Below are 19,329 nucleotides of genomic sequence, written 5' to 3' on the forward strand. Positions count from 1 at the left end.
AGGACCACCCGCCGTGATGCCGTCCGGCCTGATGTCGTTCCCGCTCACGCCGTTCACCCCGGCCGACGAGGTGGACACGACCGTGTTCGCCGACCACCTGGAGGACCAGCTCGCCCACGGACCGGCCGCGGTCTTCGTCGCCTGCGGCACGGGGGAGTACTCCTCGCTCAGCGGACCCGAGTACACCCGCGTCGTCCGGCACGCCGTCGAGGTCGTCGCCGGGCGGGTACCCGTGTACGCCGGAGCCGGGGGCGGCCTCGGCAACGCGAAGGCCGCGGCCTCCGCCGCCGCGGACGCCGGCGCCGAGGGGATCCTGCTGCTCCCGCCGTACCTCGTCGGCGGCACCGAGGACGGCTACCTCGCCTACGCCGAGTCCGTCGCCCGCGCCGGCGGGCTGCCCGTCGTCGTCTACCGCCGGGGCCTGGCCCGGTTCGGCGTGTCCACGGCCCTGCGGCTCCTCTCCGTCCCCGGGATCGCCGGGATCAAGGACGGCAACGGCGACCTGGACATGATGGCCCGCATGGTCACCGCGGTCCGCACCAGCGGCCACCCCCGGGCCGAGTCGTTCGCCTTCCTCAACGGCCTCCCCACCGCGGAGGTGAGCGCCGCGGCCTGCCGGGCCATCGGCATCCGCGACTACTCCTCGGCCGTCCTCTGCTTCGCCCCCGACATCGCCCGCGCCTTCCACACGGCCCTGACGGCAGGCGACACCGCCACGACCGAACGCCTCCTCGCCCGCTTCTACCTGCCGCTGACCGAACTCCGCGACAAGGTCCCGGGCTACGCCGTCGCCCTCGTCAAGGCCGGAGCGCGACTGCGCTCGCTGGATGTCGGACACGTCAGAGCGCCCCTGGTGGACGCCGCCCCGGACGACGTCGAACGGCTCCGCGAGCTGCTCGCCGAAGGACGCCGTGCGGCGGCCGGGACGGTCGGCCCCGCGGGCTCCGCCTCCGCCACCTCCGCCGGATCCGTGGCGGTGGCCTCGTGAAGATCACCACCGTCGTCGTCACCCCCGTCGCCTTCGTCGACCCGCCGCTCCTCAACGCCGTCGGCGTCCACGAGCCGTACGCGCTCCGCGCCGTGATCGAAGTACGGACCGACACCGGCGCGTACGGGCTCGGCGAGAGCTACGGCGACGCCGCCCACCTCGACCTTCTCCGCGCCGCGGCCGACGAACTGACCGGCCTCGACCCCTTCGACCTCAACGAACTGTCCCGGCGGGTCGGCGCGGTCGTCGGCGGCCGGGTCGCCCAGGACGCGCACGGCCTCATCGGCGGAGGCGGCGCCGACAAGACCGTCGCGAGCGTCACCTCACCGTTCGAGGTCGCCTGCCACGACCTCCAGGGCAAGCACCTGGGCCGGCCCGTATCCGACCTCCTCGGCGGAGCCACCCGCGACCGGATCGACTTCTGCGGCTACCTGTTCGCGAAGTGGGCCGCGCACCCCGGGCAGGCACCCGACGGGTGGGGGCCGGCCCTGGACGCCCCGGGACTGGTGGCCCAGGCCCGCGCCATGGCGGACCGGTTCGGCTTCCGCTCCTTCAAGCTCAAGGGCGGCGTCCTCCCCCCGGAGGAGGAGGTCGCCGCGATCCGGGCGCTCCGCGAGGCGTTTCCCGACCATCCGCTGCGCCTCGACCCCAACGCGAGCTGGGACCCGGAGACCGCCGCCGGGGTCGCCGAGGAACTCGCGGGCGTACTGGAGTACCTGGAGGACCCGGTCGCGGGCATTCCCGCGATGGCCGACCTCGCCCGCGTCGCCCCGATGCCGCTCGCCACCAACATGTGCGTGGTCACCTGGGAGCAGCTGACCCGGGCCGTCCCGGTCCACGCGATCGGCGTCCTGCTCGGCGACCACCACTTCTGGGGCGGCCTCAAGGCCTCGCAGCACCTGGCCACCTGCTGCCGGAACTTCGGCATCGAGATGTCCATGCACTCCAACTCCCACCTGGGCATCAGCCTGGCCGCGATGGTCCACCTGGCCGCCGCCACCCCCGCCATCGGCCACGACCTCGACACCCACTGGCCCTGGAAGCGGCCCGAGGACGACGTCGTCACCGTGCCCTGGCAGTTCGTCGACGGCGCCGTCACCGTCCCCCGGACCCCCGGCCTCGGCGTGGAACTCGACCGCGAGGCGCTCGCCCGGCTGCACGAGCAGTACCTGGCCTGCGGGCTGACCCGCCGGGACGACACCGGCTACCTCGCGCGCGTGGCCCCCTCCGTACGGCTCCGCGAGGACGTCCACGAACCCCGCTGACTCCCGCGTCCCGCCCGCCTCCGACCGCACAGGAACGATGCCCGATGACCACCACCAGCGCCGAAGACGCGTCGACCGCGCCCTCGACAGCCGAAGGCGCAGCCCCACTCGCGCCCGCGCCCGCCGGGGGCGCGGCGCCGGACACGACCTGGTTCACCCACGACCGCTTCGGCATGTTCGTCCACTGGGGCCTGTACTCCCTCGCCGCCCGCCACGAGTGGGTGAAGAACCGGGAGAGGCTGACGGACGAGCAGTACCAGGTGTACTTCGACCACTTCGAGCCCGACCGCTACGACCCCGTCCGATGGGCCAGGACGGCCAAGGCCGCCGGAATGCGGTACGTCGTGCTGACCACGAAGCACCACGACGGCTTCTGCCTCTGGGACAGCACCCTCACCGAATACAAGGTGACGAGGACCCCGCACGGCCGCGACCTCGTCGGACCGTTCGTCGACGCGTGCCGGGCCGAAGGCCTGAAGGTCGGCTTCTACCACTCGCTGATCGACTGGCACCACCCCTCCTTCCCCGTCGACGGCACGCACCCGCAGCGCGACGACGAGGAGTTCAAGGCCGCGGCGGCCGACCGCGACATCCGCGACTACCAGCGCTACCTGCACGGCCAGGTCCGCGAACTCCTCACCGACTACGGGCGGATCGACTACCTCTTCTTCGACTTCTCCTACGCGGGCCGCCCCGAGTGGTGGGGCGGCAAGGGCCCCGACGACTGGGACTCCGCCCGGCTCCTCGCCCTGGTCCGCGAACTCCAGCCGCACATCCTCGTCAACGACCGCGCCGGTCTCCCCGGGGACTTCGTCACCCCCGAGCAGTACCAGCCGTCCGGGCCGATGACCGCCGACGGCCGGCCGGTGCTCTGGGAGGCCTGCCAGACGCTCAACGGGAGCTGGGGCTACGACCGCGACAACCTCGACCACAAGAGCCCCGACCTGCTCGTCCGGATGCTCGTCGACGGCGTCTCCAAGGGCGGCAACCTCCTCCTGAACGTCGGCCCCACCGGCCGGGGCGACCTCGACCCCCGCGACACCGCAGCCCTGGAGGAGATCGGGCGCTGGACGGACCTGCACGAACGGTCCGTACGCGGCTGCGGCCCCTCCGCGTTCACCCCGCCCGCCGACTGCCGGTACACCCAGCGCGGCGACCGCCTCTACGTCCACCTCTTCGCCTGGCCGCTGCGCCACCTGCACCTGCCCGGACTCGAAGGCCGGGTGCGCCACGCCCAGCTCCTCAACGACGCCTCCGAGATCGTGCGGCTCCCGCCGGCCCCGGACCGCCCCGCGATGAATACCCAGATGGGCGGGCAGCCGGCCGGCACCCTCACCCTCCAGCTCCCGGTACGGCGGCCCGACACCCCAGTTCCGGTCATCGAACTCTTCCTCACGGACCCCTCGTAGAGCTCCTCGCGACGGACCCGTAGCCCCTTCCGACCGATCACGGAGGCACCATGCAACGACGCACGTTCCTCACCGGCACCGCGGTGGGGGCGGCCGCGGCCGCCCTGCCCCTCGCCGGCACCGCGCACGCGGACACCACGTCGGCCACGCCCGCCCGCCACCGGGGCCGTGCCGTCGAGGTCCGCTCCCTCGACGCGCTCCAGAAGGCGATCGACGCCGCCGGACCGGGAACCCGCATCGTCGTCGCGGACGGCGACTACACCGTCCCCGCCGACCGGCCCCTCACCGTCCGGGACAGGCACGGCTCCCGCGGCGCGCCGGTCACGATCTTCGCCGCGTCCCGGGGCGGCGTCGTGCTCCGCGGGGAGCGGAGCTTCGTCCTCGAGAACTCCAGCCACATCACCCTCAGCGGTTTCTCCTTCCGCCAGAGCACCACCCTGGACCTCCCGCCGAGCTGTGCGCACATCCGGCTGACCCGCAACGACCTCCAGCTCGCCGACATCGAGGGCCTGCACTGGGTCATGGTGCGCGCCGACGACACCGTCGTCGACCGCAACCACTTCCACGGCAAGAGCACGCTCGGCATCTACCTGGGCATCGAGGGCGACGGCGCCGAGGCCATGGCCCAGCGCGTCCACATCCACCGCAACCACTTCTCCGACCACACCTTCGCCGGCTCCAACGGCGGCGAACCGATCCGCCTCGGCGTCAGCCCCCGCGCCCTCTCCAGCGCGCACGCGGTCGTCGAGTACAACCTGTTCGAGCGGGCGAACGGCGATCCCGAGGCGATCTCCGTGAAGAGCTCCGACAACGTCATCCGGCACAACACCATCCGCGACAGCCTCGGCGGGATCGTCCTGCGCCACGGCAACGGCACCCTCGTCGACAGCAACTACCTGATGGGCGGCGAGGAGGGACTGCGGATCTACGGCAACGACCACGTCATCGTCAACAACTACCTCGCCGGCCTCTCCGGGCGCGCCATGGTGATCGGCAGCGGTTCGGAACGCGACCACGTCCCCGGCGAATCGGCCTCGGACCGCCGGGGCAACGACGCGCCCGACCGGATCCTCATCGCCCACAACACGCTCCTCGACAACGCGGGCGGCCTCTCCGGCGAGAGCCACCGCCCGCACGAACCTCGTGACGTCACCGTCGCGGACAACCTCCTCGTCGGCGGGAGCGGGAACCTCGTCGAGATGGCGAACACGGTCCGCTTCACCTGGCAGGGCAACATCCTGTTCGGGGCCGCGGGCGACGGGAACATCCCCGCCGGAGGCTTCGTGCGCGCCGACCCCCGGCTCGTCGCGGGTCCCGACGGCGTCCACCGCCTCTCCCGTACGAGCCGGGCCATCGGGGCGGCCACCCTGTACCCGGCGCCCGTCACCCACGACATCGACGGCGACCCGCGCGGCGGCCGTCGTGACGTCGGCGCCGACGAGTACACGAACGCGCCGCCGAGGAACCGGCCGCTGACACCGGCCGACGTGGGACCGCACGCACCCTGACCGGTCCCGCGCCGCAGGACGGCCGGTACGCGCGCGCGTACCGGCCACCCTTCCCCCCTGTTCACCCCGTCCGACCGTCCCTCCCCCCGACCGGAAGGCCCGCACGTGCCCGAGGACCCACCGCACCACCTCCCGTGCGAGCCCGCCGCCGATCCCGCGCCCCCGCTCGGCATCTGCTCCGTCACCTTCCGCCGGCTGCCCGCCGCGGAGGTCGTCCGCCGTGCCGCGGACGCGGGTCTCACGGTGATCGAGTGGGGCGCGGACGTCCACGCGCCGCCGGGAGACACCGAGGCCCTCCGCGCGGCCCGCGAGGCCGGCGAACGCCACGGCGTGGGGTGCTGCTCCTATGGCTCGTACTTCCACGGACTCCCGGACGAACGGCCCGGGTTCCCCGAGGTCGCCCGCGCCGCGGTGACCCTCGGGGCACCGCGCGTCCGGGTCTGGGCGGGGCGGGCCGGATCGGCCGACGTGACCGAGGAGGAACGCGCCCGTGTCACCGAGGGGCTGCGGGCAGCCGCGCTGGACGCACGGGACCACGGCCTGGAACTCGCCCTCGAATTCCACACCAGGACCCTGACCGACTCGGCGGCCTCCACGCTCCGGCTCCTGGAGGAGCTGGAGGAACCGCGCGACCCACGGGCCGCCGCGGTGGAGAACGTCACCACCTACTGGCAGCCGCCCCTGAACGCCCCCGACGACGAGGCGCTCGCGGGCCTGGCCGCGCTGGCCGACCGCGTGAGCGCCGTCCACGTCTTCTCCTGGTGGCCGGGCAACCACCGGCTTCCCCTGGCCGTCCGCGACGAGCTCTGGACACGGGCCTTCGCCCTGCTCGCCGGCCGGCCACGGCCGGGGGAAGCACTCCTCGAGTTCGTCCCGGACGACGATCCCGCCGTCCTGGGCCGGGAGGCGGCGACGCTACGGCGCACGGCGGCACGGGCTGCCCTACGGACGGGCGCACCGGCTGCCGTACGGACGGACGCACCCGCCGACGCGTACGGACAAGGCCGCCCGACGTGACCGAGGGCCCGGTGCCGCCGCTCCCGGTCGGTGACGAACCACCCTGGAGTAGGGTGGCGGCCGACAGACACATCCGATGTATTTTGCCGCGCACAGGAGGAAAGCCTTGGCAGTGACCGACGAGGCGATCGGGAAGATCAAAGAGATGATCGTCTCCGGTGCGCTGCGCCCGGGGGACCGGCTGCCCAAGGAGGCCGACCTCGCCGCCGGTCTCGGCCTCTCCCGCAACTCCCTGCGGGAGGCGGTCAAGGCGCTCTCCCTGCTGAACATCCTGGACGTACGGCAGGGGGACGGCACGTACGTCTCCAGCCTGGAGCCGCCCCTGCTGCTCGAAGCGGTGTCGTTCGTCCTGGACTTCCACCAGGACGACCAGGCGCTCCAGGCCCTGAAGGTACGGGGCATCCTGGAGCCGGCGGCGACGGCCCTCGCGGCGGACCGCATCGCCGAGGACGAGATCCGGGAGCTGGGCGAACTGCTCGACGGGCTCGGGGAATCGCCCAGCCTGGACGAACTCGTCGCCGGCGACCTGGAGTTCCACCGGCGCATCGCCGCGGCCTCCGGGATCCCGCTGCTGTGCTCGCTGCTCGACAGTATCTCCGGGGCGACCGTACGGGCCCGGCTGTGGCGCGGCATCACCGAGGAGACGGCCGTGGCCAGGACGATCTCGGAACACCGGGCGATCCTGGACGCGCTCGCCGCACGCGACGCCCGCACGGCGGAGGCCTGGGCGACGATCCACATCTCCAACGTGGTCAGGTGGCTCGACAGCGTGCTGTGAGGCCGGCCGCGCGCACCGGCGGAGACTCGGGCGTTCGCTCCTCGGGGGGCGAACGCCCTTTGTCGTTCCTGGTGTTGAAGAGTCGTGCCGAAGAGTCGCACCGAACCGAAGAAACATCCGATGTCTACTTGCCTGACCTCTCGCGAGCGCCGTATCGTTCTCGCCTGACAGGCCAATCACCCGATCTGTGCTGATGGTTGGGGCCGCCCCGCGTCGCTCGTCCACGACGAAGCCGAACGCCGGGCGCGCAGCCCAGGTGTGAAAGGAACCCCGTTGTCCACTGACATCACGCGGGTCATCGCGATGGACACCTACGACATCCGCTTCCCGACCTCCCGCCAACTCGACGGGTCCGACGCGATGAACCCGGACCCCGACTACTCCGCGGCCTACCTCGTCCTGCGCACGGACGAGCCCGGAGGCCCCGAGGGGCACGGCTTCACCTTCACCATCGGACGTGGCAACGATGTCCAGGTCGCCGCGATCGAAGCACTGCGCCCGCACGTCATCGGACGCTCCGTCGAGGAGCTCTGCGCCGACCCGGGCCTGGTCAGCCGCGCGCTGATCGGTGACAGCCAGCTCCGCTGGCTCGGCCCCGAGAAGGGCGTCATGCACATGGCCGTCGGCGCCGTCGTGAACGCGGTGTGGGACCTGGCCGCCAAGAGGCAGCGGAAGCCGCTGTGGCAGCTCCTCGCCGACGCCGAACCCGAATGGCTCGTCTCGCAGGTGGACTTCCGGTACATCACCGACGCGCTCACCCCCGAGGAGGCGCTCGACCTGCTGCGGCGCGGCAAGGAAGGGCGCGCCGAACGCGAGCGCACGCTGCGCGCCCAGGGCTACCCCGCGTACACCACCTCGCCCGGCTGGCTCGGCTACTCGGACGAGAAGCTGACCCGCCTCGCCGAGGAGGCCGTCGCCGCCGGCTTCACCCAGATCAAGCTGAAGGTGGGGGCGGACCTCGCCGACGACGTACGCCGCTGCCGTGCCGCACGGGCGGCCGTCGGCCCGGACGTACGGCTCGCCGTCGACGCCAACCAGCGGTGGAACGTGGCCGAGGCGATCGACTGGACCCTGGCACTCGCCGAGTTCGACCCCTACTGGGTCGAGGAGCCCACCAGCCCCGACGACATCCTGGGGCACGCGCGCGTACGGGCCGCCGTCGCGCCCGTCAAGGTGGCCACCGGGGAGCACGTGCAGAACCGCATCGTGTTCAAGCAACTCCTCCAGGCGGACGCCGTCGACATCGTCCAGCTGGACGCGGCCCGGGTCGGCGGGGTGAACGAGAACCTCGCCATACTGCTCCTCGCCGCCAAGTTCGGCGTCCCCGTCTGTCCGCACGCCGGAGGCGTCGGACTGTGCGAACTCGTCCAGCACCTGGCGATGTTCGACTACGTGGCGCTCAGCGGGACCACCGAGGACCGGGTCATCGAGTTCGTCGACCACCTCCACGAGCACTTCACCCACCCGGCCGTCGTACGCGAGGGGCACTACACGGCACCCCTGGCACCGGGCTTCTCGGCGGACATGCGGGCCGAGTCGCTCGCCACGTTCGCCTTCCCCGACGGCCCCTTCTGGGCCGCCGACCTGGCACGCCGGACGGCGGCCGAGGGCGACGCCGTCGAGGACGTCGTGGCCGCGGACGTCGTGGAGGTGACGGCATGAGCGCCGCGTCCCCGCTCGCCGGCCTGCGCGCCGTCGTCACCGGCGGTGCCTCCGGCATCGGACTCGCCGTCGCCCGCCTGCTGGACTCCCAGGGCGCCGCCGTCGCGGTCCTCGACCTCGACCCGGACGCGGTCCCCGGCCCGCTCACCGCCGTCCGCGCCGACGTGGCCGACGACGCCTCCGTGCGTACGGCCGTCGCATCGGCCGCCGCCACCCTCGGCGGCATCGACATCCTCGTCAACAACGCCGGCATCGGCGCGGCCGGAACCGTCGAGGACAACCCCGACGACCAGTGGCACGGCGTCCTCGACGTCAACCTCCTCGGCGTCGTCCGGACGACCCGGGCAGCCCTGCCCCATCTGCGCCGCTCGGAGCACGCCGCCGTCGTCAACATCTGCTCCATCGCGGCGACCGCGGGCCTTCCGCAGCGCGCCCTCTACTCCGCGAGCAAGGGCGCGGTGCTCTCGCTGACGCTCGCCATGGCCGCCGACCACGTCAGGGAGCGCATCCGGGTCAACTGCGTCAACCCCGGCACGGTCGACACCCCCTGGGTCGCCCGCCTCCTCGACGCGGCCGAGGACCCGGCCGCCGAACGCGCGGCGCTCAGCGCCCGCCAGCCCACCGGCCGGCTCGTCAGCGCCGAGGAGGTCGCCGCCGCGGTCGTCTACCTCGCCTCCCCGGCCGCCGGCTCGGTGACGGGCACCGCCCTCGCCGTCGACGGCGGCATGGCGGGACTCCGGCTGCGGCAGGCCACCACATGAGCACCCGCGCGCAGCACACCGAACCCGTCGGTCCCACCGGCGCCGAGCGACCCGATCGCGTCCCCCTCGGCCGGTCCACCGCCTGGACGACCCGTCTGGCCTTCGGCGCGGCCGGCCTGGGCAACCTCTACCGGCCCGTCTCCGACGAGGACGCGACGCGCGCCCTGACGGCCGCCTGGGACCGGGGCGTCCGGTCGTTCGACACGGCACCCCACTACGGCCTCGGACTGTCCGAACGCCGCCTCGGCGCCTTCCTCAGGGAGCGGCCCCGGGACTCGTACACCGTCTCGACCAAGGTCGGCCGCTTCCTCGTGCCCGCGCCCGACGCCACCGGCGACGACCTCGCGCACGGCTTCGCGGTGCCCGCCACTTACCGCAGGGTGTGGGACTTCAGCGCGGACGGCGTCCGCCGCGGCCTGGAGGAGAGCCTCGAACGGCTGGGACTCGACCGCGTCGACACCGTCCTCCTGCACGACCCCGACGACCACGCCGCACAGGCCCTGGACGAGGCCTACCCCGCCCTGGAACGCCTGCGGTCCGAGGGAACCGTCCGCGCCGTCGGCGTCGGCATGAACCAGACCGCGGTACCCACCCGCTTCGTCACCGAGACGGACATCGACGTCGTCCTCCTCGCCGGCCGCTACACCCTGCTCGACCAGAGCGGTCTGGCCGAACTCCTCCCGGCCGCCCACAGCCGCGGCGTGTCGGTCGTCGCCGGCGGGGTCTTCAACTCGGGCCTGCTCGCGGACCCCCGCCCGGGGGCGACGTACGACTACGCCACGGCCCCGGACGGCCTGCTGCGGCGAGCCGTCCGCATGCGCGAGATCTGCGAACGCCACGGCGTGCCCCTCAGGGCGGTGGCCGCCCGCTTCCCGCTCGGCCACCCCGCCGTGGCGGGCGTCCTCCTCGGGCTGCGCAGCGAGGCGGAGGCCTCCGACGCCGCCGACCTGCTGGCCCTGGACATCCCGGCGGCGCTCTGGGACGAGCTGCGCGGGGAGGGCCACCTGCCCTCCGAGGCCCCCGTCCCGGTCCGGGGGTGAGGCGCCGATGAGGATCGCGCTCTTCGTGACCTGCGTCAACGACACCCTGTTCCCCGGCACCGGCAGGGCGGTGGTGACCCTCCTCGAACGGCTCGGCCACACCGTCGAGTTCCCCCAGGAACAGACCTGCTGCGCGCAGATGCACTTCAACACCGGATACCGCCCCGAATCCCTCCCCCTGGTGGAGCGCTTCGCCCGCGTCTTCGCCGGATACGACGCGATCGTGACGCCCTCCGCCTCCTGCGCGGCGATGATCCGGCACAACCATCCCGTGCTCGCCGCACAGCTCGGCGGCCCCGCCCTGCGGGACGCGGTGGCCGCCGTCGTCCCCGCGGTGCACGAACTGACCGAGTTCCTCGTCGACGTGCTCGGCGTGACCGACGTGGGCGCCGTGTTCCCGCACCGGGTGACCTACCACCCCACCTGTCACTCGCTGCGCGGCGTACGACTGGAGGACCGGCCACTGCGCCTCCTGCGCGCGGTCAAGGGCATCGACCTGGTCGAACTGCCCGGGGCGGACTCCTGCTGCGGCTTCGGCGGAACGTTCGCCCTCAAGAACGCCGACACCTCCACCGCCATGCTCGCCGACAAGATGAGCCGGGTCCTGGGCACCGGGGCCGAGGTGCTGTGCGCCGCCGACAACTCGTGCCTGATGCACATCGGCGGCGGCCTCGGCCGGCTGAACAGCGGGGTACGCGTCATGCACCTGGCGGAGATCCTGGCGGCCACCGAGGGGGCGCGGTGAACCGGAAGCGCGCCGTGCGCCGGAACAGCACGGCGGGCCGGGACGGGGGAGCGCGGTGAACCGGGGAAGGAACGGCGGCGTGGACGAGGGTGACGGCCGGGTCTGGCTCGGCACCCCCGCCTTCCCCGAGGCGGCCCGCGCCGCCCTCGCGGACGGCCGGTTGCGCCACAACCTCCGGCACGCCACGACGACCATCCGCGCGAAGCGGCTCGACGCGACCGGCGAGGTGCCGCACTGGGAGGAGCTGCGCGAGGCCGGCGCCGCGATCAAACGCCGTACCGCACGCCACCTCGACCACTACCTCGAACAGCTGGAACGCAGCGTCACCGACGCGGGCGGCACCGTCCACTGGGCCGGCGACGCCGCCGAGGCCAACGAGATCGTCGCCCGGCTGGTGACCGCCACCGGCGCCCGCGAGGTCGTCAAGGTCAAATCGATGGCCACCCAGGAGATCGGCCTCAACGAAGCACTCGGAGCCGCCGGGATCACGGCGTACGAGACCGACCTCGCCGAACTCATCGTGCAGCTCGGCGAGGACCGGCCCTCGCACATCCTCGTCCCCGCTATCCACCGCAACCGCGCCGAGATCCGGGAGGTCTTCAAGGCGCGCATGGGGGAGTGGGGCAGACCCGCGCCGCGGGACCTCGACGACGACCCCAAGGCGCTCGCCGAGGCGGCCAGACTCCACCTGCGGGAGAAGTTCCTCACGGCCGAGGTGGCGATCTCGGGGGCGAACTTCGCCGCCGCCGACACCGGCACGGTCGCCGTCGTCGAGTCCGAGGGCAACGGACGCATGTGCCTGACCCTGCCCAGGACGCTGATCACGGTCATGGGCATCGAGAAGGTCGTCCCGCGCTTCGCCGACCTGGAGGTCTTCCTCCAACTGCTGCCCCGCAGCTCGACGGGCGAGCGGATGAACCCGTACACCTCGCTGTGGACGGGCGTGACCCCGGGCGACGGCCCCCAGGACTTCCATCTCGTCCTCCTCGACAACGGCCGCACCGACGTCCTCAAGGACACCGTCGGCCGACAGACCCTGGCCTGCATCCGCTGCTCGGCCTGCCTCAACGTCTGCCCCGTGTACGAGCGCACCGGCGGGCACGCCTACGGCTCCGTGTACCCCGGGCCCATCGGCGCGGTGCTCACCCCGCAGCTCGTGGGCGTCGAGAAGGCCCCGTCCCTGCCGTTCGCCTCCACCCTGTGCGGCGCCTGCTACGACGCCTGCCCCGTGAAGATCGACATCCCGGACGTACTGGTCCACCTGCGGGCGCGGGTCGTCGAGGCGGAACGGGAGCGCCGCGCCCTGCCGACACCGGAGGCCCTGGCCATGGCCGCCGCGTCGACCGTCCTCGACTCGCCCACGCTCCTCGGCATCGCCCAGCGCGCTGCCGCGGCCGGCGGGCGGCTGACGGCCCGCGGCGGACGCATCCGGCGCCTGCCCGGTCTCCTCGGCCGCTGGTCGGCGACGAGGGACACCTCGCCACCGGCACGCCAGACCTTCCGCGCCTGGTGGCGCGAGAACAGGGAGAGCCGATGACCGACCCCACGACGGACCGCCGCCGATCCGCGAACGACCCCGCCGAGGACGACCGTCCCGGGCGTACGGGCACCCGGCGTACGGACATCGGCCGTACGGACACCGCCCGCGCGGCCGTCCTCGGCCGCGTCCGGGCCGCCCTCCGTGACGTTCCCGCCGACGAGACACCCGCGGACGTCCCCGTCCCGCGCGACCACCTCCGGACCACCCCGCCGGACGACATCGTCGCCCACTTCGCCGAACGCGTCTCCGACTACCGCGCCACCGTCGTGCGCTGTGCCCCGGCGGACGTGGCACGGACCGTGGCCGACCTCCTCGAACGCCGGGGCGTACGGCGCGTCGTCGTACCCGACGGCTTCCCGCCGGAGTTTCTGACCCGCACCGACGTCGACCTCGTCAGGGACGCCCCGCCCCTGTCCGTACGAGAACTCGACGCCGTCGACTGCACGTTGACCACGGTGGCCGTCGCCATCGCCGAGACGGGGACGGTCGTCCTCGACGCCGGCCCCGGCCAGGGCCGCAGGGCGCTGACCCTGGTCCCCGACCACCACCTCTGCGTGGTCCGCCCGGAGCAGATCGTCCCCGACGTGCCGGAGGCCCTCGCCCGCCTGGACCCGCGACGGCCCCTGACCCTCGTCTCCGGGCCCTCGGCCACCAGCGACATCGAACTGAGCCGCGTCGAAGGCGTGCACGGGCCCCGGACCCTCGACATCGTCCTGGTCACCCCCGAGACCCCCGACACCCTCGACCTCCCCGACACCTCTGGAGCACGCCGATGAGGATCGCCCTGCACACCCGCGTCCGCGAGGACCGCGTCGCCGCCTACGAGGAGGCCCACCGCGAGGTACCCACCGAGCTGACCGAGGCGATCCGCGCGGCCGGCTGCGCCTCCTGGACGATCTGGCGCAGCGGCACGGAGCTCTTCCACCTGATCGACTGCGAGGACTACGCCCGGCTCCTCGCCCAGCTGGAGAAGCTGCCCGTCAACATCGCCTGGCAGGCGCGGATGGCCGAACTGCTGGACGTCGTGCACGACTACTCCGACGAAGGCGCGGGGGCAGGACTGCCCGTGGTGTGGCAGCTGTGAACGACCCCCTGCTCGTCGACGCCCACCACCACCTCTGGGACCTCTCCGTACGAGACCAGGACTGGATCACCGGGCCCGCGCTCGCCCCGCTGCGCCGCACCTTCACGGAGGGCGACCTGAGGGCGGAGGCCGCTGCCTCGGGGGTGACGGCCACCGTGCTCGTACAGACGGTGACCGCGGCCGAGGAGACCCCCGAGATGCTCCTCGTCGCCCGCGACAGCGCCCTCGTCGCCGGGGTGGTGGGCTGGACGGACCTCACGGCACCCGGCGTCGCCGACACCCTGGCCGCGCTACGGGAAGGGCCCGGCGGCCGGCACCTGGTGGGCATCCGCCACCAGGTCCAGTCCGAACCCGACCCCGAGTGGCTGCTGCGCCCCGACGTCCTGCGCGGTCTCCGGGCGGTGGCCGCCGCCGGTCTCGCGTACGACCTGGTGATCCTCCCGCACCAGCTTCCGGCCGCGACCGGAGCGGCGACGGAGCTGCCCGGACTGACCTTCGTCCTCGACCACGCGGCGAAACCGCCGATCGCGAGCGGTGAACTCGAACCCTGGGCGGCCCGGCTGCGGGCCTTCGCCGCCCGGCCGAACACCGTGTGCAAGCTGTCGGGCCTGCTCACCGAGGCCGACCCGCGCACGTGGACGGTGGCGGACCTGCGCCCGTACGCCGACACCCTTCTCGACGCCTTCGGCCCGCACCGGCTGATGTTCGGCTCGGACTGGCCGGTGTGCACCCTGGCGACGTCCTACGGGCGGACGCTCGCGACCGCCGGGGAACTCACGGACGCCCTGAGCAGCGCCGAGCGCCGGGCGGTGTTCGGCGGCACGGCCGTGGCGACGTACCGGCTGGAGGGGTGACGCGCCCCGTCCGGGACGTCCGCGTCACCGCCCGGGAACGCCGCCGTCCCGCTGTCGCGGCACGAACGCCCGGGGCTCCCGGGGCGGACCGCTGAAGCGGACCGGGACGCCCGGGGAGTACAGCACGCTCACCGGCGCCCCGAGCGGCCGCTCCAGACCGGCCGCGGCGAGCAGCGACTCGTCGCAGTCGAGGAGGCGGGCGCGGTGCAGCGGCCAGCGGGGGTGGGTGTTCGGAAGGTAGAGCGACCGCCCCAGGAACGAGCTGTGCAGGCCCCAGCGGGCGGTCAGGAAGTGTTCGAGATCCGTGGGCTCCTCGACCCGCTCGCCGACGGACACGCTGATCGCGCTGTGCGCGCCCCGGGGGCCGGGCCAGCGCCGCCGGCTCGTGTACGTCACGGTCGGGCCGTCCTGCCGGACGCTCATCCGCGACCACACGTAGGGCAGGCGGAACGCCCAGCGCCCGACGGCCACGGGGAGGAGCCGGGACGCGTCGAGGGAGCGGAAGACGACGCCCCGGCGCCCGTGGGCGTCGACGGAGTACAGCCGGACGTTGGTCTCCGGGAACGACCCCAGATAGGGCACCCCGGGAAGCCGGAACCAGCCCACCCGGTGCATGCGGAAGGCCACGAGACCCACGTACGTGAACCCGTCGAAGGTGTCCGGCACGGTACCGGCGGGCAGGAGCGGGGCGACCGCCGTGGGCTCCACGGGCCAGTGGAGGAACGCCAGGTCCAGCCAGGACTGGGTGAGCAGGGTGAGGTCCGTGCGGTGCGGCGGATCGGCCGACACGGGCTCGGGCGGCACGGCCCGCGGGGACTGCGGCATCGCAGCAGTATCCCGTGCGGCCGACGCCGATGTCACCCGGGCCGTGACCGGACGGGCGGACGACACCGGCGGCGGCCGTGACCGGACGACGGGGAGACGACACCGGCGGCTCGTCCCGCCGGCCGGCCAGGTCCTCCCCGACCGCCCCGACCGGGGCCGTCGGGGAGGACCACGCCGCCCCGGTCGTCGTCGAGCCGAGGGGTCAGGGGGAGACCGTCGCCGCCGGCGGGGTCCAGCGGCGGGTGCGGGGCGCCGCGCCCGCGACGCCGTATTCCTCCCTGAGGTTCTCGGGGACGGCGTAGTGCATGACCCGCCCGCGCGTGAGCGAGGACAGCTCGAAGAGGGTCGTGAGATGGCCGAGCCGGTCCAGGGCCCAGCCGCCCAGCGGCGAACGGTCCTCGATGGTCTCCAGCACGCCCAGGAGGTGCGGCACCGCCTTCACGGCGGTGTCCCAGGGCGTGCGGGCGACCTCCAGCCAGTCGGCGCAGGTGTCCCCGACGAGGTAGCGCACCAGCGCGGGGACCACCGGGTCGAACAGGGTGCCGGGCACGATGTCCTCGTAGAGGTCGATCAGCTGCCGGGTCAGATGGACGCCCTCCGGGGACGGCCCCATGTGCCGCACCATGTACCGGTCGAGGAAGTCCCGTGCCTCGTCGAGGGACTTGGGCACGGCCTCCTGGTCGACGCCGAGCATGGCGCCGACCACCCGCCACGCGTAGTAGTAGGCCGCCGCGCCCTCCTCGGACATGTGGATGCCGAGCCGGTGCAGGCTGTCCAGGACGAGCATCGAGAAGAACATCTGCCCGCCGATCATGTCCTCCTGGCAGATCGGCACCCCCGCCGTCTCCGGGTCCCAGCGGTTCGCGCGGATCAGATGGTGACGGATGGAGGCGTGGAGCAGACGCACCTTCTGCGCGGCCGGGATGAAGCGGCTGCCGGCCTCGAAGGCGTCGGGCTGCATCAGCTGGACGGTGAACTGGCCGGTCGCCGCCATCCGCGTGGACGGATAGTTCAGCCCGTGCGTCGCCGACAGCAGCTTCGCCACGTGCGGGACGAGGTAGCAGGCCGGCATGGACGCGAAGGACAGGGCGGTGGCGATGTGCACGTTGTTGTCTATGAAGAACAGCCGCGCCTTCTCCATCTCGTCCCAGTCCACCCAGGACGGCGGGGCCTCGGTGGCCCGCAGGTACTCCTTCGCGACCTCGGGCAGCCCCTCCGGCAGCGGAGCGCCGGCGGTGGAGACGAAGCGCATCAGGGTGTTGAAGGTGCCCGACTCGCCGCGTTCGAACAGCGCGGCGACGGTGGCGTCGGCGAGTTCGTCGCCGCTCTGCCGCAGGGCGTTCATCGACGCCTCGGTGGGGGACATGACGGGACTCCTTGGGCGGGGGCGAAGGGGGACGGGTGGGGCGGGGCGCGGTACGGGCGACCGGTCAGGACAGGCGGACCGCCGCCGAATGGGCCAGGCCCGTCAGTGCCGAGGCGGCCGGCACGGGCACGTCCAGCTCGTGCAGCGCGCCGAGCGCCTCCTCGACGCGGGCGGCGATCATGGCCTCGACCCGGTCGGGCGTGCCGAGCCGGCGCATCACCTCCCGTACGGCCTCCAGACCGTCCTCGTCGAGATCGGACCGGCCCAGCAGGGCACGCAACCGCGCGCGTTCCTCCGGTCCGGCGACGCGCCAGGTCTCGGCGAGGAGAGTGGTCGGCCGGTGACCGCGTACGTCGTCGGCGTTGGCCTTCCCGGTGTGCCGCGGGTCGCCGAACAGGCCGAGCAGGTCGTCCCGCAGCTGGAAGGCCTCGCCCAGCGGAAGCCCGTACGCGCTGAATCCCTCGCGCAGCCGGCCGCCCGCGCCGGCCAGCACGCCGCCGATCAGCAGGGGCTGTTCCACGGTGTACTTGGCGGTCTTGTAGCGGATGACCTTCAGCGAGGCCGCCGTGTCCGGGGCGGCGCCGGTGTGCAGGATCTCCAGACACTCGCCGGCGATCAGATCGCGGGCCAGCGCCGCCCACAGGGGGCGGGCCCGGCCGAGGTAGGCGGCCGGCAGACCACTGGTCGCGAAGAGCTGCCCGGCCAGCGACATCAGCAGGTCGCCGACGAGCATGGCGAGCGACCGGGCCGCGTCGGGAGCCCGGGGATGATGCCGTACGGCGGCGCCGAGCGCCATGTGCGCGGTGGGCCTCCCGTGCCGCAACGGGCTGTCGTCGATGAGGTCGTCGTGGACGACCGCCGCCGCGTGCACCAGCTCCATGGAGGCCGCCGCCCGCAGCAGGGCCTCGCTGTCGGGCTGCCGCGCGGCGCGCCAGCCCCAGTAGCAGAACGCCGCCCGCAGCCGCTTGCCGACCGCCACCGCCGCCTCGACCTGCTCGGCCACCGGCCCCAGGGCCGGATCGACCGCCGCGAGCAGGTCGGCCTCCTCGGCGACGAACCGGTGCAGCACCTCGTCGACCCGCGCCTTGAACGCGGCCGGCTCCCACCGCTCAGTCGCCATCGCGCACCCGCGTGGCGAGCACGTGCCGGGCCAGCACCTCCAGGTGGGCCGGCGGGACGGCCGCGTAGCGGTCGCGTACCAGCCGGCCGCGCGCCATCAGGTCCTGCTCGGCGTCCGCCACCATCTCCGCCGTGTCCGAACGGCGGGCCAGACCGCGCACCAGCCCCAGGGCCGAACCCAGGGTGCTCACCGCCACGTCCGCCAGTCCCGCCGCGAGCAGTACCGCCTGCTCGCCGGGCCCCTCGCGGCGCCCCGCTTCCCGCGTCATTCCGTCTCCCCACCCACTGCGCGTCGGAACGGCGCAGGGCACGCGCCGCCGTCGGCAGTGTGGCGGCACGCGGGCCCGCGCCACGGAGGAACTCACGAACGAGTGATCTTCGCTCGGCCGCTGACCTCCCGGCGGAACGGCCGGCGGCCGGACCTGTCGCACGGGGCTACTGGACGGTAATCTGCTGCATCCGTCCGCGACTTGGGGCGCGGACCGTCCGCAACGCGGGGGAGTGGCATGGGCAGCACGGGCACGCGATTCGATCCCGTCACCGAGCACGAGAGGACCCGCGCCGCGCTGCGCGCCGTGGTCCCGAGGCTGGTCCGCCTGCTGCGCGAGGCCCCGGACCTGGAAGCGCCCTCGGGAGTCCCGGACTGGACGGTCGGGGACACCGCCGCGCACCTGGCGGCCGTCCACTTCGCGTACTCCACCGGATTCATCGAGGAATCCATGGACTGGGACGGCGTCCTGCCGTCCGGCGAAGGGCCGTTCGCCGCACGGATCGCGGCCATGAACGCCCGGTCCGTCAGCCTCTTCGGCGACGGCGAACGCGCCCGGCCGGGAACCTTCCTCGCCGAACGGAGCGAGGAGTTCCTGCGGGCCACCGAGGGCCTCGCCCCCGAAACCCCGGTCGACGCGCCCTGGTTCGGGACGGAGGCGACGCTCACCCTCGCGGCGGCCACCGGCCTGATCCTCAGTGAGACCCTCGTGCACGGCCTCGACATCGCGCGCGGCGCACGCCGCCCCTGGCGCATCGCCCCGGACGAAGCGAGCCTGGTGCTCGGCCAGTCGATGCCGACGATGATGCCGCCGGCCCTGGACGCGGAGGAGGCCCGGGGCGTCAGCCTGGCCCTCGACCTCGTGGTCAAGGGCGGTCCCCGGCTGGCCGTCGTGGTCGACGAGGGCGCCCTCACCGTCACCCGCGACGCCCCGCCGCGCGCGTACGACTGCCGGCTGACGGTGGCGCCCGTCGCGTTCCTGCTGGTCTCCTTCGGGCGGATCCCGGTCTGGAAGGCGGTCGCGCGCGGCCAGATGCGGGCCGGCGGCCGGAAGCCGTGGCTCGCCGCCCGTCTGAGCCGGCTCGTCGCCAACCCCTGAC

At 73.6% G+C, this 19,329-nt stretch carries 19 protein-coding genes; 15 read left to right on the forward strand and 4 right to left on the reverse strand.

Annotation, left to right across the window (positions count from 1 at the left end):
• The first annotated feature begins 13 nt into the window (after positions 1-13).
• From ASD33_RS24225 to ASD33_RS24290, 14 genes are all read left to right on the forward strand, one after another.
• Positions 14-988 carry a 5-dehydro-4-deoxyglucarate dehydratase gene (locus ASD33_RS24225; RefSeq protein ID WP_242427221.1) on the forward strand — a complete coding sequence of 325 codons (975 nt, stop codon included), beginning with the start codon at positions 14-16 and terminating at the stop codon, positions 986-988.
• Positions 985-2,253 (forward strand): enolase C-terminal domain-like protein, encoded by a 1,269-nt coding sequence (locus tag ASD33_RS24230; RefSeq protein ID WP_079044975.1) that lies wholly within the window; start codon positions 985-987, stop codon positions 2,251-2,253. Before ASD33_RS24225 ends, ASD33_RS24230 begins: the two co-directional genes overlap by 4 nt.
• A gap of 44 nt (positions 2,254-2,297) precedes the next feature.
• Positions 2,298-3,662: an alpha-L-fucosidase gene (locus tag ASD33_RS24235; RefSeq protein ID WP_079044976.1), complete on the forward strand. Its 1,365-nt coding sequence runs from the start codon at positions 2,298-2,300 to the stop codon at positions 3,660-3,662.
• Between the two features lie 50 nt (positions 3,663-3,712).
• Positions 3,713-5,170, forward strand: coding sequence for a polysaccharide lyase 6 family protein (locus ASD33_RS24240; protein WP_056564331.1), 1,458 nt, complete (start codon positions 3,713-3,715; stop codon positions 5,168-5,170).
• Between the two features lie 105 nt (positions 5,171-5,275).
• Positions 5,276-6,187: a TIM barrel protein gene (locus ASD33_RS24245; RefSeq protein ID WP_107103810.1), complete on the forward strand. Its 912-nt coding sequence runs from the start codon at positions 5,276-5,278 to the stop codon at positions 6,185-6,187.
• 106 nt (positions 6,188-6,293) lie between these two features.
• Positions 6,294-6,965 (forward strand): FadR/GntR family transcriptional regulator, encoded by a 672-nt coding sequence (locus ASD33_RS24250; protein ID WP_056564334.1) that lies wholly within the window; start codon positions 6,294-6,296, stop codon positions 6,963-6,965.
• Positions 6,966-7,268: 303 nt separating this feature from the next.
• Positions 7,269-8,627: an enolase C-terminal domain-like protein gene (locus tag ASD33_RS24255; protein ID WP_056564604.1), complete on the forward strand. Its 1,359-nt coding sequence runs from the start codon at positions 7,269-7,271 to the stop codon at positions 8,625-8,627.
• Complete coding sequence (locus ASD33_RS24260) at positions 8,624-9,388, forward strand: SDR family oxidoreductase (RefSeq protein WP_056564337.1); 765 nt, start codon at positions 8,624-8,626, stop codon at positions 9,386-9,388. Before ASD33_RS24255 ends, ASD33_RS24260 begins: the two co-directional genes overlap by 4 nt.
• Positions 9,385-10,428 (forward strand): aldo/keto reductase, encoded by a 1,044-nt coding sequence (locus tag ASD33_RS24265; RefSeq protein WP_079044977.1) that lies wholly within the window; start codon positions 9,385-9,387, stop codon positions 10,426-10,428. The genes ASD33_RS24260 and ASD33_RS24265 overlap by 4 nt, the downstream gene beginning before the upstream one ends.
• Before the next feature lie 7 nt (positions 10,429-10,435).
• Positions 10,436-11,173 (forward strand): (Fe-S)-binding protein, encoded by a 738-nt coding sequence (locus ASD33_RS24270; protein ID WP_056564340.1) that lies wholly within the window; start codon positions 10,436-10,438, stop codon positions 11,171-11,173.
• A 79-nt stretch (positions 11,174-11,252) separates the two neighbouring features.
• Positions 11,253-12,710 carry a LutB/LldF family L-lactate oxidation iron-sulfur protein gene (locus ASD33_RS24275; protein WP_056564342.1) on the forward strand — a complete coding sequence of 486 codons (1,458 nt, stop codon included), beginning with the start codon at positions 11,253-11,255 and terminating at the stop codon, positions 12,708-12,710.
• The gene (locus ASD33_RS24280) at positions 12,707-13,489 is read left to right on the forward strand and encodes an LUD domain-containing protein (protein WP_079044978.1); all 783 of its coding nucleotides are present in this window, start codon (positions 12,707-12,709) and stop codon (positions 13,487-13,489) included. The genes ASD33_RS24275 and ASD33_RS24280 overlap by 4 nt, the downstream gene beginning before the upstream one ends.
• A complete protein-coding gene (locus tag ASD33_RS24285; RefSeq protein WP_056564345.1) occupies positions 13,486-13,797 on the forward strand; it encodes an L-rhamnose mutarotase in 312 nt (103 codons plus the stop codon). The genes ASD33_RS24280 and ASD33_RS24285 overlap by 4 nt, the downstream gene beginning before the upstream one ends.
• Positions 13,794-14,651 (forward strand): amidohydrolase family protein, encoded by an 858-nt coding sequence (locus ASD33_RS24290; RefSeq protein WP_199863586.1) that lies wholly within the window; start codon positions 13,794-13,796, stop codon positions 14,649-14,651. Before ASD33_RS24285 ends, ASD33_RS24290 begins: the two co-directional genes overlap by 4 nt.
• A 24-nt stretch (positions 14,652-14,675) precedes the next feature.
• Here the strand turns inward: ASD33_RS24290 and ASD33_RS24295 are convergent, their stop codons facing one another.
• The 4 genes from ASD33_RS24295 to ASD33_RS24310 form a co-directional block, all read right to left on the reverse strand.
• Positions 14,676-15,476, reverse strand: coding sequence for a DUF2071 domain-containing protein (locus tag ASD33_RS24295; protein ID WP_056564348.1), 801 nt, complete (start codon positions 15,474-15,476; stop codon positions 14,676-14,678).
• A gap of 202 nt (positions 15,477-15,678) precedes the next feature.
• A complete protein-coding gene (locus ASD33_RS24300) occupies positions 15,679-16,842 on the reverse strand; it encodes an oxygenase MpaB family protein (RefSeq protein WP_056564351.1) in 1,164 nt (387 codons plus the stop codon).
• Between the two features lie 64 nt (positions 16,843-16,906).
• Entirely contained in the window at positions 16,907-17,962 is a 1,056-nt protein-coding gene (locus tag ASD33_RS24305) for a polyprenyl synthetase family protein (RefSeq protein ID WP_056564355.1), read from the reverse strand.
• Positions 17,952-18,230 (reverse strand): hypothetical protein, encoded by a 279-nt coding sequence (locus tag ASD33_RS24310; protein ID WP_056564358.1) that lies wholly within the window; start codon positions 18,228-18,230, stop codon positions 17,952-17,954. The genes ASD33_RS24305 and ASD33_RS24310 overlap by 11 nt, the downstream gene beginning before the upstream one ends.
• A 237-nt stretch (positions 18,231-18,467) precedes the next feature.
• Between ASD33_RS24310 and ASD33_RS24315 the strand changes: the two genes are divergently transcribed.
• A complete protein-coding gene (locus ASD33_RS24315) occupies positions 18,468-19,328 on the forward strand; it encodes a maleylpyruvate isomerase N-terminal domain-containing protein (protein ID WP_056564360.1) in 861 nt (286 codons plus the stop codon).
• Position 19,329: the final 1 nt, after the last annotated feature.

Source organism: Streptomyces sp. Root1304, from assembly GCF_001426405.1.
GTDB lineage: Bacteria > Actinomycetota > Actinomycetes > Streptomycetales > Streptomycetaceae > Streptomyces.